The organism is Paenibacillus barengoltzii NBRC 101215 (assembly GCF_004000745.1).
GTDB classification, from domain to species: Bacteria; Bacillota; Bacilli; order Paenibacillales; family Paenibacillaceae; genus Fontibacillus; species Fontibacillus barengoltzii.
The window spans coordinates 17,315-32,960 of sequence record NZ_BILV01000026.1 but is presented as its reverse complement, the minus strand read 5'-3'; the positions used below and the strand labels follow the sequence as shown (position 1 = coordinate 32,960).

Genomic DNA, 15,646 nt, shown 5'->3' with positions numbered 1-15,646 from the left:
GATGTCGGAGGCCGTTCGAGAGGATGTAGATCTTTTGGAGGAAGACTCGCAAAAGGATAAGTACTTGACCTTTATTGTGGACGAAGAATGCTATGGGATTGAAATCAGGTATGTGACGGAAATTATCGGGTTGCAGAAAATTACCAGCGTGCCGGAAATGCCCGATTTTGTGCGCGGAATCGTGAATTTGCGGGGCAAAATTATCCCGGTGATGGATGTACGGGTACGATTTAAGAAGCCGTTCCGGGAGTATATGGAGCGAACATGTATTGTCGTTATCGACATCAATGAATTATCGATTGGCTTGATTGTCGATAGTGTGGCAGAGGTAATTAGCATCCCGTCCAGTGAAGTCGTGGCACCGCCAGATCTGAATCAACGAAGCAATCGCTTTGTGATGGGCATTGGAAAAGTGGGGAATGAAGTCAAGCTGTTATTGGATTGCGAGAAGCTGCTGAACGATTACGAAGTAGATCAACTATTAAATAATTAAAAATGGGGGCAACAAGTATGAATTGGTTTAGAAATATGAAAATAGCTACAAAGCTGATTTCCGCCTTTATTATTGTATCTTTGATTGCCGGAGCCATGGGAGCGTTTGGGATCTTTAACATGCGCAGCGTGGAGAAAGACTACAAAAATTTATATGTAAACTTTGGTACATCATTCGGAGATTTGGGTTCAGCCGGTATTAACTTCAATGCAGTCCGGGTTAAGGTGGCAACGATCTTATTAAACTATGATCCAGATTATAGAGAACAAGCCAAAAACGAAATTGATCAATTAGATGCTGAAATGAAGGCATACCTCGATAAGTTCGAAGCTTCCATCCAAATGGATAATGCCCGGGAACTGTTTGCAACTTTTGAGAAATCTCTGGCGCAATATGAATCAACCCGTCAGGAAGTAGTAGAACTCGCGATCGCTGGCAAGGAGGATGAGGCCACTGCTCTCCTTAACTCAGACGGGGCTAAATATGCGAACGAAACGAATAAATTAATCGAAGAGATGTTTGAAATGAGAAAAAACAACGGATCTAATCTATCCGCAGAACTCTCGGCTCAAACCGATTCGACAACCGTTACAATGGTTGTCATCGTAGCCCTGATGATGGTCTTGTCCATTGGCTTTGGGATGTTCATTTCTAGAATGATTAGTAAGCCGGTTCAAAAACTGGTTGAGTCTGCAGATCAGATTGCCGATGGTGATTTGAACGTCGTCGTTGACATCTACAGCAAAGATGAAATTGGCGATCTGGCAGCTGCGTTCCGAAAAATGTCCGATAACTTAAACGAAACGATGAGCAACATCCAAACCGCTGCAGATCAAGTTGCTACGGGAGCTAAAGAAATTTCGATCTTAAGTACGACGCTTTCCCAAGGGTCAACGGAGCAAGCCAGCTCGGTAGAACAATTAACCGCTTCGATTGAAGAAATCGCCTCACAAACCCGCAAGAATGCGGATTCTTCGAATGAAGCCAATGAGTTGGCGGAAGCTGCAAGACAAAATGCAATTCTCGGCAATAATCAAATGAAAGAAATGCTCGGCGCGATGGATGAGATCAATGCGGCTTCTGAAAATATTTCTAAAATCATTAAAGTGATTGACGAAATTGCGTTCCAAACTAATATTTTGGCACTAAATGCAGCGGTGGAAGCGGCAAGAGCAGGACAACATGGTAAAGGTTTCGCGGTTGTCGCCGAAGAAGTCCGGAATCTGGCTGCACGTTCTGCCAATGCCGCTAAGGAGACAACGGAACTGATTGAGGGCTCCATCAAGAAAGCAGAAGGCGGGACCGTGATTGCGAAAGAAACGGCCAACGCGCTGCAACAGATTGTTGATGACATTGCCAAAGTTGCAACTATTATCGGCGATATTGCTTTGGCATCGAATGAACAGGCGATTGGAATCAATCAAATCAATCAGGGCATCATGCAAGTATCCCAGGTCGTACAGACCAGCTCGGCGTCTTTGGAAGAAGGAGCCGCCACTAGTGAAGAGCTGTCCAGCCAGGCAGATTTGTTAAAGGAGCAAGTGAACCGCTTCAACTTAAAGAAAGTGCATGCGGGTTCCTATCAATCCATGGATGATATCAGTCCTGATCTACTCCAACTATTTGAGAAAATGTCTGCCAAGAAATCAAGATCTCATTCCGGGAATCATTCGATCACCGAGGCTGAACAGATCACGAAAATCGATTTAAGCGATAATGAATTTGGCAAATATTAAGCGGTAATCTAACTTGGATATGTAGACCTAAGCTCGTACCTAACGGTACGGGCTTTTTTTTTTCGGGTCAGCCGAAAAACGAATACACCGAGACGAAATCTGGAGCATATCCCTACGACTCGATCCCAAGTACAATAGTTACAGATAGGTGAAAGTGCTTACATTACTAGACTTGAACAGCTTGGAGGTCAGAGGAGATGGATATGAAGCCGTCGACGCAACCCGCAGCCATGCAAGAGATAGAGACGCCGCCTTCATCAAGGCGAAAATGGCTGAAGAAACTTTACTCGCAAAGACATATTCAAATTATGGCTTTGCTTGGCATCGCTTGGATGATTATTTTCAACTATATTCCAATGTACGGTGTCATTATTGCTTTTAAGGATTACGACATTATCCGAACGATTGCAGAAGCACCATGGGTTGGTTTGGAACATTTCAAAGAGTTTCTGTCCGATGAAAATTTCGGCTATGTGATCAAAAATACGCTGGGGATCAGTTTCCTGAAGCTGCTCACTTTTCCGTTGCCCATTATCTTCGCCTTGTTCCTGAACGAGGTTCGCTCGCTCCGGTACAAGAAGGCGATCCAAACGATCTCCTACCTGCCCCACTTCCTGTCTTGGGTCGTACTTGGCGGGATCCTGGCAACTTGGTTGTCGGATGTAGGGATCATCAACGAGATCTTTATGGCTTTGCATATTATCGATAAGCCGATCTCCTTCTTGGCGGAGCCGAAGTACTTCTGGACGATCGTCATCACCTCGGATGTCTGGAAGGAGCTGGGATGGTCCGCAATCATCTATTTGGCGGCCATTACAAGCATTTCGCCCGAGATGTACGAAGCGGCAACGATTGACGGAGCTGGGCGTTTTCAGCAAATGTGGTATGTGACGCTTCCAGCCATCAAAGCGACGATCAGTATTTTGTTCATTCTGGCAGTCAGCGGTGTGCTGAACTCCAACTTTGATCAAATCCTGGTGTTACGTAACTCACTGAATGATAGTGCAAGTAATGTCATTGACTACTATGTCTACTACACGGGGATATCCTCGGGCCGTTATTCGTATTCAACAGCAATCAACTTGTTCAAATCTGTGATTGCACTAGCTCTGCTGCTGATTGCGAACCAAGTTACCAAAAAACTCAACGACACTTCGTTGTTTTAGGCCAAGGGGGACCTGCTTATGTTTTCATTACGCCGCAGAACAAAAGGCGATGTCGTATTCGATACAGTTAACAATTTAGTGATGCTCGTCGTTTGTTTTGTTACCTTGTATCCGATCTGGTATGTGTTGGTGAACGCTTTTAACGACGGGAAGGATGCGATGCTTGGCGGTATCTACTGGTGGCCGCGGAAGTTCAGCTTTGAGAATTTTGAAGCGGTCTTTGAAAATCCCGGCATCATGACAGCGATGGGGCTCACCGTAGCCAAGACCGTCATTGGGGTGGTCGCACACGTCTTCTTTACGGCGATGGTCGCGTACGCGTTCTCTCGCAGAGACCTCATCGCAGGAAAGTTCTATATTTTTATGGGAACGATCACGATGATCTTCTCAGGAGGGCTGATTCCAACCTTCCTCCTCATTCGCGATTTGCATATGCTCGATAAATTTATCGTTTATATTATTCCCGTGTTGTTCAGTTTCTTCGATCTGATTATCTTCATGACCTTCTTCCGGGACATTCCCGATGGTCTGGAGGAAGCAGCTCGAATCGATGGAGCAAGCGATTGGACCGTCTTCCTGCGGGTCGTGCTGCCGGTATCGCTGCCCGTTCTCGCCACCATCGCTTTGTTCCATGGGGTGTATCAGTGGAATGACTATTTTACGGGGATCATTTATGTCAACAACGAGAACCTGCAGCCAATTCAGACGTTCCTGTACCGGGTTGTGGCACAGTCCAGCTCCAATATCATGACGACAGCGGTACAGGGGAGTGCGATAACCAAAACGGTCACATCCCAATCGATCAAGCTGGCAACCATGGTCGTGACCACCTTGCCAATCGTATTTGCTTATCCGTTCCTGCAACGCTACTTCGTTAAAGGGATGATGATCGGCTCGATCAAAGGTTAAGTGTAAGTCTCTGGTAAACTCGCTCTATCACAGTTGGTAACTCCTCCGAGCCGCATTACGACGGCTCTGGAGTTGCACATAAATGGAATTACATCAAACGAGAAAAGGGGTAAAAAAGCATGGGCATGAAAAGCAAGTCCAAAAAAGTGATGATGCTGCTGATGGCGGCCATCATGGTCCTGTCCCTGGCTGCTTGCGGAGGCAATGGCAATAGCAGCAAAGAAAGCGCTAACAATGCTGCTGCGAACACCAACAGCAATACCGGCACGCAGGACAGCGCCGATCCGGCTGCAACACCATCGGCAGACGAGCCGGGATGGAAATCCGATACGTCCCCCATCACCTTCGATTGGTACCTGAACTTTGCTTGGTTCCCGAATAAATGGGGCGTTGATCCAACCTCCCAATATGTCACGAAGAAAACCGGCGTGAACATCAACTTCATCGTCCCTGCCGGGAATGAGAACGAGAAGCTGAATACGCTGATCGCTTCCGGCAAGCTGCCTGACTTCATTACGCTGGGCTGGTGGGAAGACGGTGTGAAGAAAATGATCGAAGGCGGACTGGTGGAGCCGCTGAACAAATTGGCGGAACAATACGATCCGTACTTCTTCAAGGTCGCTGATCCAGATAAATTGGGGTGGTATACGCAACAAGACGGGAACGTATACGGTTATCCGAACTCTTCCTCGTCTCCGAAAGACTATGAGAAATACGGCGACAAGTACGTATCCAACCAAACGTTCGTCGTACGTAAAGATATTTATGAAGCGATCGGCAGCCCAGACATGCGGACTCCGGAAGGCTTCGTTGCTGCTCTGAAAGCCGCTCAAGAGAAGTTCCCTGAAGTGAACGGGCAGCCGCTGATTCCGCTGGGATTGCATGAATTTACGGCTACCGGTAACGACTCCTTGGAAGGCTATCTGCAGAACTTCCTGGCAATTCCGAGAGAGAAAGACGGCAAGCTGTACAACCGTGAAACGGATCCGGAATATATTACTTGGTTGAAAACGCTGCGTAAAGCGAACGAAGAAGGCTTGTTGGCGAAGGACATCTTTATCGACAAACGCGCTCAAATGGAAGAAAAAATCGCGCAAGGCCGTTACTTCGCAATGCTGTACCAACGCACCGACTTTGCAGCTCAACAAGGTACCTTGTATCAACAAGATCCAAACAAGATTTACATCGCCGTGGACGGTCCGGCTAACTCGAAACTGGATCCGCCTACGTTAAACGGTCCTTCGATCTCCGGCTGGACAGTAACCCTGATCTCCAAGGACGTGAAGGATAAGGCTCGCGCGATCAAATTCCTGACGTACCTGATGAGTGAAGAAGGACAGAAAGACCTGTATCTGGGTGAAAAAGGCGTCAGCTACGATACGATTGACGGGAAAGATCAATTTAAACCAGAAGTATTTGATCTCATGAATAAGGATCGTTCCGCTTTCGATAAGCAATATGGTTCCTCCTTCACATTCTGGATGATGCAAGATACGAACATCATTCAGCAATGGCAGCCTGAATCGGTAGAACCGTACAAACAATTGGAAGACTGGACTCGTGGTAAAACGGTAAGCGTCTCCGAGTTCGACCTGCTTGACCCGCTGGCCAACTCGGAAGAAGGCATCATCCTCGGCAAGATCAAGGATCTGCGCGGCAAAACGTTGCCGAAGCTCTTGATGGCATCGTCCGAAGCTGAGTTTGATAAGATCTGGGCGGATTACATCAAGAAGCAAGAAGATCTGGGGCTTGCCAAAGTCCAGGCGTTCCAGCAAACTAAGTATGAAGAGAACAAGAAGAAACTTGGCAAAGAATAATCGTTAATGCCCAAAAAATGCCCGCATTCCGCGGGCTTTTGGGCTTTTATTCAAAGGAGTCGCTCGGCATATGGGAAGAAGCAAACCTTGGACAGCTTGGTGGGAGTCATTTAAATATTGGTTTGGGCGCCGCTCGCTTCAGAGCCGCCTGCTTGCTTCGTATATCTTTATCATCTTGGGCCCCAGTGCGCTGGTGTCCTATTATTCCTATGGTTTGATTAACAATATGTATATCCGTGATGCCGAGGACAAGAACAACTCGCTGCTGGAGATGGAAATCCAGCATATTGAGACACAGATTGAATCGATGGTACGGGCGGTGCAGGTCGCCTATGATGATATCGAAGTTCGAGATTATCTTGCGAATACGACCGAACCCGGCACCGAAGAACTGGTAAATTTCAGTAACCACAGCTTCAAAAGCCTAACACGCATTCAATATTACAACCCGAATGTGGAGCATTTGCGCCTGTTCTCTAGCAGCAACGTGACCGAAATTTGGCCGATTTTTTTCCGGGAGAGCCGGGTGGCGGAAGAGCCGTGGTATCAAGAAGCGAAGGAATTAAAAGGCATGGAGTCCTGGTCGTTCTTACACAATGATCCAGACATCATGCAACGCTATCAAGGGCAGACCCCCGCTCCAACGCCCAAAGTGTCTTTGCTGCGGGAAATGAGCATTCCAGCGAATCATCATGTTGGAATGGTTCAGGTTGATATGCTGCTCGAGAAGTTTAGTCCAAGGACTTATGCGGCGGTTCCGAACAGTGACTCGCAAATGGTGCTGATGGACAGCAAAGCCCAGATCTTTACCCGTGAACGAGATTCTTATCTCCAAGCGAATCCAGGACTGGAGCAGGCGATCCGGGAGCGTCTGATGCACTTCAAAGAAACAGGCGAATGGAATAATGACTATAAAGAGAACGGAAAATCATTTCTGCTGCTGCACAAGCCCATCGAACGAATCAATGCGGACTTGGTGAATGTCGTTTCGATGGACGGTGTGTTTAAAGAAATTTCACATATGCGGAATATATTGATCGGTGCCAATATCGGCTTTATTACGTTGGTTACGATCATTGCTTATATTCTTAATGCGTTTATCCTGAAGAATCTCCGTGTGCTGACGGAAGAGATGAAGAAAGTACGACGCGGTGAGGCATACAGCGGCATTACGATCCGTGGCGGCGGTGAGGTTGGCGAGTTGGCGCATCATTTCTCCAAACTAATGAACACCATTAATACGCTGGTGGCTCAAGCAGTTTACAAAGAAGCGCTTACGAAAGAAGCGGAGCTCCGAACGCTTCACAATCAGATTGATGCCCATTTTTTGTATAATACGTTAGAGAACATTAAAATGCTGGCGGAGATCGAAAATCAAAGACAAATTTCTGATGCGCTGACTTCTCTCGGAGGCATGATGCGATACAATTTCAAATGGTCCGGGGAGTACGTCAAGCTGCGTGATGAGCTTCGCCATATCGAAAATTATATCGATGTGATGAATATCCGGTTTGATGAACCCATCGACCTGCGGCTGGATATTCCGCAGGATCTCCTGGATATGGAGATGCTCAAAATGTCGCTTCAACCGATCGTCGAAAATGCGGTGAAGCACGCTTGGGAAGGGGATGAGACGGGGCCGCGGAACATCTCGATTCAGGTGCAGCAATTGCCGCAAAGTGACATTCGAATTGTCGTCAAGGATAACGGAAGAGGGGTCGACGAGAATTCGCTGGCCGAATTGAACCTGGAACTGGATAAGGTCGGCCTTACGGATAAAGCTCCGGGGAATTTTGCGCCGAAGCCGCCAAATCAATACGGAATTGGCCTTCGCAATGTTCAGGAGCGCATTCGCTTATATTATGGTAAACAATACGGCCTCAAGGTTTTCAGCGATCAAGGACAGTACACAGAGGTAGTGATGATAATGCCGAAGGTGCTGTTAACAGGGAGGGTTGGCACAGATGAGATTCAAACTATTGATCGTGGATGACGAGAAGAATATCCGTATTGGGCTAAAAACGATGATTGAACGGGAGTTCCCGGAACAATTCGAGATCTCGATGGCAGCTCAGGGGGCAGAAGCCCTCGAGCTGTATCAGGCCCAAGGCGCTGATGTGATCATTACAGATATCCGCATGCCCGTCATGGATGGCATTGCACTCATCGAACAAGTATCGGAAGGACCGCAGCCCGCCATTCAAAACGGTCGACCACAGATTCTGATTCTGAGTGGATACGAAGATTTTCGGTACGCCAAAGCTGCGATCCGGTATCAGGCGGTGGATTATTTGCTCAAGCCGATTCGCCGGGATGAGCTGTTTGCCGCGCTGCGCAAGTGCGAGGAGAACATCGCGAAGCGTTCGCAAATGGCTGAGCAGTTAGCCGTGACGGAAAGCTATCGACTGCAGGTTCAATCGGTACGCTTGCAGGAGCTCTTGCTGCAAACGGATTTGAGCGAAGAGGATATTGGCATTTGGAGTTCCGAAATCGGTTTCGACCAGTATGCTTTACCATTCTCGGTTGCGGCCCTGACTTACAAAAATTTAGATGGCAGTCGCATGAAGAAAGAAGATCTAAAGTCGCTTGCCGAGCATATGTTTGAAAGCGTGGATGGGATTCTCAGCGCTACCTTGCTGGATCGCGATGGGCGAATGATTCTGGTTGGCGGTCCTAGAAGCAAGTTTGAGGATTTGTCCCTATTGGCGGCAGAACGGGAACTTGACGGGATGCTGATTGGTGTCAGCCAGGAGGGGAGCAGTCTTACGGACCTGCCGCGATGTTACCGTCAGGCCTGTGAAGCGCTGAAATACACGTTCATCTATCCGAAAGCCCGGTTAATCTGGCACGAAGAAATGAATTCGAATCGCTTGGTTTTCCCCGTACCAAGGGAGGCCATTCGCAAGCTGGGAAATATCCTGGGGACGAATCGAGAGAAGGAAATTGGGCCGCTGTTGCATGAGATTTTCCGGGTAGATCAGCTGCCTGAATTAGATATTACGTATCTGGAATCAGTCAGCCGGCATATGAACGAGCAGGTGTTGGATGAAGTGTTCCGGGTGTATGGAGAAGCATCCGTAGATGTGCTGAAGCTCTATCGCAAAGTCGGGGATATGTCGAGTTTCTGTCATTTTCATGATTATTTCCGATCACTGGAACAGCTGCTATTCGATCTTGACGCCTATATCAAGGAAATTCGATCCGCCCACAGCGAGCATGGCGATATGAAAGAAGCCGTGGCGTATATCGAGAGTCATTACCACCGTCCATTAAATATGGCAATCGTCAGCAATCATGTCTCGTTGAACTACTCCTATTTTAGTGAGGCGTTTAAGGCGTATACCGGGGAAAATTTTGTCACCTATTTGAAAAAAGTCCGGATCCGCAAAGCGAAAGAGCTGCTCGAAGGCGGCTCCAGCAAGCTGTCGGAGATCAGCAATGCGGTGGGGTTCGAGAATACCCGTCATTTCTCCCGCGTCTTCAAAGAGCTGGAGGGAGTGTCACCGCAGGAATACCGCGATAAGTTGGTGGCCGGTAACGGGCGGCAGATGTAACCTTTCATAGATAAAGGGAGAGGAACGCGCGGATAAGCCCGTGCTTTCCTCTCCCTTTCGTTTCGCCGATGATGGGGTCAGACGCTTGCTTGGCAGTCCGGTCCGGACTACAGGCTCAACTGTTTCATTGCTTCCTCCGGGTAGCGAGGGCCGGAGGCAGCTCCCTTGGGAGCGACCTCATCGATCCGCGCCAAATCCGCCTTTGTCAGCTTGACGTCAAGCGCGCCGACATTTTCCTCGAGATAACGTCTGCGCTTCGTTCCCGGAATCGGCACGATATCCTCTCCCTGGGCTAACAGCCAAGCGAGCGCCAGTTGGGACGGCTCGCAGTTTTTCTCAGCAGCGATTTCCTTGATCTTCTCGACCAAATCGAGATTTCGCTTGAAGTTCTCGCCCTGGAAGCGCGGCGAATTGCGGCGGAAATCGTCCTCTGCGAGGTCCTCGTACTTCCGGATCTGACCGGTCAGAAATCCCCTCCCGAGCGGGCTGTAAGGGACAAAGCCGATGCCGAGCTCGCGGCAGACCGGCAGAATCTCATCCTCCACATCGCGGCTCCACAGCGAATATTCAGTTTGCAGTGCAGTTATCGGATGCACGGCGTGCGCGCGGCGGATGGTGGACGGTCCGGCCTCGGACAGGCCGATAAAGCGTACCTTGCCCTCCTTCACGAGCTCGGCCATGGCGCCGACGGTTTCTTCAATCGGTGTATTGGGATCGACCCGATGCTGGTAATAGAGGTCGATGTGATCGACGCCAAGCCGACGAAGGCTCGCTTCGCAGGCGGATCGAACATAATCGGGCTTGCCGCTGATGCCGAGAAACTGCCCCTCCGGACCGCGTACATTGCCGAATTTGGTGGCGATGACGACTTCATCGCGATGGCCTTTGAGCGCTTTGCCGAGCAATTCCTCGTTCTTCCCCACACCGTACATATCGGCTGTATCAAAGAAAGTGACGCCGAGCTCCATTGCGCGGTAGATGGTGCGGATCGATTCTTCTTCATCGCGTCCGCTGTAGAAGTCGGACATACCCATGCAGCCGATTCCGATCGCCGACACCTCAAGCCCCTTGCCCAATATTCTCTTCTTCATTTTCGCTACCGCCTTTCTCCCTTAAATTCGAATTAGCTGGCTTCGCTATACGTCTTCGAGTGTTCGTCGTGCCGGTGACAAGCTCGGATCCATTTGCCGCCGACCTGTTCCGTTACATCCATACTAGCACATATAGCTTACCTCCCTTTCGGTGAAACAATCATAGCACGGCCTATTACACATTTCAATATACAAAAATAATATTTTGTAACTCGAATCTGAGATTGGGGTGGGGAGAGTAACGTGAAATATCAAAAAAAGCCATGAAAGAGAGGGCGCGAAGATGGTTCGGCTATAGGGCCAGTAGACGTGGGAATAGCCCTAAGAGCACCGATGTTGTATAATTTATCCAAGTGTGCGATGAAAGCGCTTTATTTCCTTGGCCCAGAAGTCTGCTGCGGAAAAGACCATTTCGGAGGGGATGAAGGGGAAGATGAAACGGATTCCGATGATGCTTCAGTTGGGAATCATCCTGTTCTGCGTCATGGCGGTTCCTGCGATCATTCTGACGTTGTACAGCGGTACGCAGATTTTGCGGTACTCAGAAAAGGCGATTGCAGAATCTTCCCTGGCGGGGCTGGATGCGAACCGAAGGCTCAATGAAACGGCCTTAAATAATCTGGCGCAAGATACGGTCCGTCTGACTGCGAACCGGGTGTTTGACCGCATTCGTTCGTTCGAAACGTATGCTGAGTTACAGGGGAATTATCAACATGTCAGCCAAGCTCTGGTCGTGCTCCGGGAGCTGGTGAATTTGAATCATCGGGTGAACGGGGTATATTCCTCTTATTTCTACTTAAGCGATGCAGATTATGTGGTCTCAACTGACAAGGGTATCACTATGCTGGATCGCTATGAATCGTTGGACTGGCTGGATGAAGCGTTGGCCGGACGCCGGGGGATTAGCGGCGTATGGTACCCGCGCCGACTGGCCACCGGGGAGACCGTTATATCTTATGTCTTGCCGCTCAGCCGCTTGTCCACAACCACCCGTGGCACGATCGTAGTCAACTTGCGGGAAAATCAGATCGGCACGTATTTACAGTCGACGGAACCTGAGGAGCAAGGCTATGTGCTGTTAAATGCGGACGGGATGATCCTGTCGCATAACGACAAGTCGCTGCTGCTTACCGAGGGGCGCGATCAACCATATCTTCAGAGCATTCTAGAGAGCAAAGCGGAGAAAGGGTACGCCTTCCACGAACTGAATGGGGAGCGCCTGTTATATACGTGGTCTTATTCCAAGCTGTTTGACTGGTGGAATGTAAACGTCTATTCCATGGACGCGCTCATGACTAAGACGAATAAGCTGCAGCATAATATCGTTTGGTTGACGGCCGTCGTAATTTTTGCCGGCTCGGTGTTGACGGTGTTCCTTGCAACCTGGTTATCCAAACCGTTGCGGGAGTTGGTGAGGACCGTAAGATCCCGCGGCAGTCGAGGGGTGTCGGACAAAAATGAACTGGCCTTCCTCAACTCGGTCTTCCAGCGGATGCAAGAGGAAGAGGAGCAACTGTATAAACTGCTGCAGGAACGGGAGCAGGATGCCCGCAGTTTGACGGTTCATCGTTTGTTGCGCGGGGAAGAGGTGCAGTCCGTAGAAGAGATCTTCCCCGAAGCGAATTACCTCGTGGCGGTCCTCTCGATTGATCGGTATCGAAGCTATGTGGACGCGACAAACCCAGAAACCCGCAGCTATCACCGGTATTTGATCGTCACCCATAGCGAAAACGTGTTTCCGCCTGGGATATCGGCGAGGTGTGTTTATCAAGGTGAGGGATGCTTCGCCGTGGTGGTCAATTTCGGAGAAGGGGAAGCCGATTGCGGATACGAAGGCATTAAGGAAGCGCTGGGGACGCTTCGTCAGTATGCCGGAAAATTGCTGGGGCATACCGTGACCGTTGGCGTCAGCAGCCGGACAGAGAGCTGCTCCGAACTACAGGACCGCGCGGCGGAGGCGATGGAGGTTATCAAGCAGCGCATGGTGAACGGCGGCGGCGGGATCTCCTTCTGGAGCGAGGAGGATGAACGCGGGCGCGGCAAGCATTATCTGTATCCCGTGGACAGCGAGAGACGGATCCTTAATTACTTGACTGCGGGTGAGCTTGAGCGGCTGCTGGAGGAATTAACGGCGATTCGTCAGGAAATTCAAGGATCCCCGTCAATTTCCTACGACAACATCATGTTCATCTATCATCAGTTAGTTGGGGTTACGATTAAGCAGCTTCGGGAAAATCAAATCAACCCAACGCGGATTTTTGCCGGGCGGGGAAACATCTATTCCTCCATCGCGTCGATGGACACGTTGGAGGAGTTGGATGCGTATATGCGTGAGTTCTACCGCGATATTGTTCAATACCTGGCTCGCAAGCCAGAGAGTGACGCGGGGTATGGAGATCGCATTCTTCGTTACCTGGATGCGCATTATTGCGAAGAGATCGTCTTTGAGGAGATGGCCAAAGAGATTGGCATCAGTTATTCCTATATGCGAAAGATCGTTTACGAGACGACGGGGACCAGCCTGATCGATTACCTTAACCTGCGGCGCATCGAGAAAGCGAAGGAGCTGCTGCTGGAATCCGGGATGACGGTGAAGCAGATTGCGGCAGAGGTGGGGTATGGGAACGTCCAGAGTTTCAACCGATTTTTCCGAAAATATGAAGGGATGCCGCCGAGCAGTTACAAGGCCAGCAAGCTGCAGAGCTCGGGATAGATAAGTTGGAGCTATATTGCTTCGGGAGAGCCGGGGCATATAGCTCCATTTTTGCTACAACCTATCAAATTTGATTCTTTTGCTGCAGGAGACAAGCGATCCGCAGGTTGGAGAATCAAAAGTGAAGCGTAGTATCAAAACTCATGATTTACGTCAGGCCAGGCGGGACGGTATGATTTGACACAAACTTACCGTCGCCAAATCGCATGACGAAGACGGAATCAAGTTCAAACGAGTCAGGCCAGAACGAACGAGGAGGTGAAGGTTGTGAAAGTTGTAAGCGCTTCAAACGCGAAGTCCAAACCGAAGCTGGACCCTTCGTTAGGTCGGGGGGCGGCCTTTTATCTTCGACGGGATTGGGAGCTTTATGTGCTGCTGCTGATTCCATTGTCCTTTGTACTCTTGTTCAAATACGCACCGATGTCCGGGCTTGTGCTCGCCTTTAAAGACTACAAAATCGCCCGGGGGTTCTGGGGCAGCGAATGGGTAGGCTTTGAAGTGTTCACCGAGATCTTCGGAAAACACGACTTCGGCCGTGCGGTCCGTAATACGTTGTTGCTGAATACGCTCGATCTGGTTTTTAGCTTCACGATTCCTGTGCTTCTTGCCATTTTGCTTAATGAAATCAAGAACGTGAAGTTCAAACGGATGAATCAGACGTTGCTCTATCTGCCGCATTTCCTGTCCTGGATTATTATCGGGGCCATCGCTTATCAACTTCTGAGCGAAAGCAACGGCGTCATTAATAATCTCATAGCGATGATGGGCGGGACACGCATTCCCTTCCTGCAAGAAGATTACAACTGGCTGGTCAGTTATCTGGCGATCGGTGTCTGGCAAAGCATGGGCTGGGGAACGATCATCTACCTGGCCTCGATGAGCGGCATCAACCCCGAGCTGTATGAGGCAGCGACCGTGGACGGTGCCGGAAGGTGGCGGAAAGTATGGAATGTGACGCTGCCATCGATTCGCCCAACGATCGTCACGCTGCTCATCATGAATTTGGGCCGGGTCATGGAAGGATCTTTTGAACGAATCTTTGCCTTGCAAAATAAAGCGACAACAGAGTTCACGACGACGATCCCGGTATTGGTGTACCGCTGGGGGATTGAGAGCGGGAACTTCAGCCGCGCCACTGCACTGGGGCTGTTCCAGTCTGTCATTGGACTCGCGCTCGTGCTGATGGCCGATCGGGTCGCCAAGAAGCTTGGCGAAGACGGGTTGCTCTAAGAAAGGAGGCGAACCATGAAAGCATCCGCAAACACGCTCCCGCTGCGTCGCAGCAAACGCTATGATATCTGGGATGTCCTCATCCATATCACGATCGTTCTCGCCTCGCTCGTATGCCTGCTGCCGTTTCTCCACGTCGTCGCCAAATCATTAAGCGATGATGCGTATGTCATCGCGAACAAGGTGTTCTTATGGCCCGAAGGGTTTACCTTGGAGGCGTACAGTAAAATTTTTGCTGACGCCAGCATCCTGCGCTCCTTGTATGTGTCGGTGGTGGTGACGGTGCTGTTCACCTTGCTGGGCATGATCATTACGGTTTGCGCGGCGTATCCCTTATCTCGCAAGCAACTGAAGGGCCGTACGACGTTGACCTTTCTCTTCATGTTCACCTTGTACTTCAGCGGCGGGATCATTCCCGAATACATGCTGATTAGCAATCTCGGCATGCTGGATACGTGGTCGGCGCTGATTCTGCCGCAAGCGTTCAGTGCTTTTAATCTGCTGATCATGAAGACGGCGATCTCCAGCAGCATTCCGGTCAGCCTGGAGGAATCGGCGCGGATCGACGGTGCGGGGCATTTCCGCATCCTGTGGAGCATCGTGCTCCCGCTCTCCAAGCCCATCTTGGCTACGTTGTCGCTGTTTTACGCGGTGGGGCGCTGGAACGCTTATCAAGACGCTCTTTTTTACATTAAACAACGGGTGGATTTACGGCCATTGCAGCTCAAATTGTATTACCTGGTCATTCAGGCGAGCGAAAGCTTCCAACTGGAAGCGACGCAAGTATCGTTAAGCAATCCCGAGGTGCTCAAAGCCTCGTGTGTTGTATTCGCTACCCTGCCGATCTTGTTCGTGTATCCGTTCATCCAGAAGTATTTCGTCCAGGGGGTCATGCTCGGGGCGGTGAAGGAGTAGCCATCTATTCAAAATAGGGGGA

General features: G+C 49.8%; 11 protein-coding genes. 10 read left to right on the top strand and 1 reads right to left on the bottom strand.

The window, feature by feature from the left end; all coding sequences use genetic code 11:
• The first annotated feature begins 1 nt into the window (after position 1).
• The 7 genes from PBA01S_RS09420 (at position 2) to PBA01S_RS09390 (ending at position 9,675) form a co-directional block, all read left to right on the top strand.
• Positions 2–493: a chemotaxis protein CheW gene (locus PBA01S_RS09420; protein WP_016312623.1), complete on the top strand. Its 492-nt coding sequence runs from the start codon at positions 2–4 to the stop codon at positions 491–493.
• 17 nt (positions 494–510) lie between these two features.
• Complete coding sequence (locus tag PBA01S_RS09415; protein ID WP_127575853.1) at positions 511–2,229, top strand: methyl-accepting chemotaxis protein; 1,719 nt, start codon at positions 511–513, stop codon at positions 2,227–2,229.
• Between the two features lie 203 nt (positions 2,230–2,432).
• Entirely contained in the window at positions 2,433–3,395 is a 963-nt protein-coding gene (locus PBA01S_RS09410) for an ABC transporter permease (RefSeq protein WP_232228376.1), read from the top strand.
• 18 nt (positions 3,396–3,413) lie between these two features.
• Entirely contained in the window at positions 3,414–4,304 is an 891-nt protein-coding gene (locus tag PBA01S_RS09405; protein ID WP_016312620.1) for a carbohydrate ABC transporter permease, read from the top strand.
• Positions 4,305–4,423: 119 nt separating this feature from the next.
• On the top strand, positions 4,424–6,121 hold the full coding sequence (locus PBA01S_RS09400) for a type 2 periplasmic-binding domain-containing protein (protein ID WP_016312619.1): 1,698 nt from the start codon (positions 4,424–4,426) through the stop codon (positions 6,119–6,121).
• Between the two features lie 70 nt (positions 6,122–6,191).
• Positions 6,192–8,114: a cache domain-containing sensor histidine kinase gene (locus PBA01S_RS09395; RefSeq protein WP_127575852.1), complete on the top strand. Its 1,923-nt coding sequence runs from the start codon at positions 6,192–6,194 to the stop codon at positions 8,112–8,114.
• Entirely contained in the window at positions 8,086–9,675 is a 1,590-nt protein-coding gene (locus tag PBA01S_RS09390) for a response regulator (protein WP_127575851.1), read from the top strand. Before PBA01S_RS09395 ends, PBA01S_RS09390 begins: the two co-directional genes overlap by 29 nt.
• Before the next feature lie 107 nt (positions 9,676–9,782).
• Here PBA01S_RS09390 and PBA01S_RS09385 read toward each other — a convergent pair whose 3' ends face one another.
• A complete protein-coding gene (locus tag PBA01S_RS09385; RefSeq protein WP_127575850.1) occupies positions 9,783–10,766 on the bottom strand; it encodes an aldo/keto reductase in 984 nt (327 codons plus the stop codon).
• 433 nt (positions 10,767–11,199) lie between these two features.
• Between PBA01S_RS09385 and PBA01S_RS09380 the strand changes: the two genes are divergently transcribed.
• From PBA01S_RS09380 to PBA01S_RS09370, 3 genes are all read left to right on the top strand, one after another.
• Positions 11,200–13,479 carry an AraC family transcriptional regulator gene (locus tag PBA01S_RS09380; RefSeq protein ID WP_127575849.1) on the top strand — a complete coding sequence of 760 codons (2,280 nt, stop codon included), beginning with the start codon at positions 11,200–11,202 and terminating at the stop codon, positions 13,477–13,479.
• A gap of 267 nt (positions 13,480–13,746) precedes the next feature.
• Positions 13,747–14,709 carry an ABC transporter permease gene (locus PBA01S_RS09375; protein ID WP_164744134.1) on the top strand — a complete coding sequence of 321 codons (963 nt, stop codon included), beginning with the start codon at positions 13,747–13,749 and terminating at the stop codon, positions 14,707–14,709.
• A gap of 15 nt (positions 14,710–14,724) precedes the next feature.
• Positions 14,725–15,624, top strand: coding sequence for a carbohydrate ABC transporter permease (locus PBA01S_RS09370; protein ID WP_016312613.1), 900 nt, complete (start codon positions 14,725–14,727; stop codon positions 15,622–15,624).
• The last annotated feature ends 22 nt before the right edge of the window (positions 15,625–15,646 follow it).

What these genes read in the sequence shown, in the direction of transcription:
- PBA01S_RS09385 (WP_127575850.1), bottom strand. Translation starts at nt 10,766, where the DNA reads ATGAAGAAGAGAATATTGGGCAAGGGGCTTGAGGTGTCGGCGATCGGA.
- PBA01S_RS09370 (WP_016312613.1), top strand. Translation starts at nt 14,725, where the DNA reads ATGAAAGCATCCGCAAACACGCTCCCGCTGCGTCGCAGCAAACGCTAT.
- PBA01S_RS09420 (WP_016312623.1), top strand. Translation starts at nt 2, where the DNA reads ATGTCGGAGGCCGTTCGAGAGGATGTAGATCTTTTGGAGGAAGACTCG.
- PBA01S_RS09380 (WP_127575849.1), top strand. Translation starts at nt 11,200, where the DNA reads ATGAAACGGATTCCGATGATGCTTCAGTTGGGAATCATCCTGTTCTGC.
- PBA01S_RS09415 (WP_127575853.1), top strand. Translation starts at nt 511, where the DNA reads ATGAATTGGTTTAGAAATATGAAAATAGCTACAAAGCTGATTTCCGCC.
- PBA01S_RS09395 (WP_127575852.1), top strand. Translation starts at nt 6,192, where the DNA reads ATGGGAAGAAGCAAACCTTGGACAGCTTGGTGGGAGTCATTTAAATAT.
- PBA01S_RS09410 (WP_232228376.1), top strand. Translation starts at nt 2,433, where the DNA reads ATGAAGCCGTCGACGCAACCCGCAGCCATGCAAGAGATAGAGACGCCG.
- PBA01S_RS09400 (WP_016312619.1), top strand. Translation starts at nt 4,424, where the DNA reads ATGGGCATGAAAAGCAAGTCCAAAAAAGTGATGATGCTGCTGATGGCG.
- PBA01S_RS09390 (WP_127575851.1), top strand. Translation starts at nt 8,086, where the DNA reads ATGAGATTCAAACTATTGATCGTGGATGACGAGAAGAATATCCGTATT.
- PBA01S_RS09405 (WP_016312620.1), top strand. Translation starts at nt 3,414, where the DNA reads ATGTTTTCATTACGCCGCAGAACAAAAGGCGATGTCGTATTCGATACA.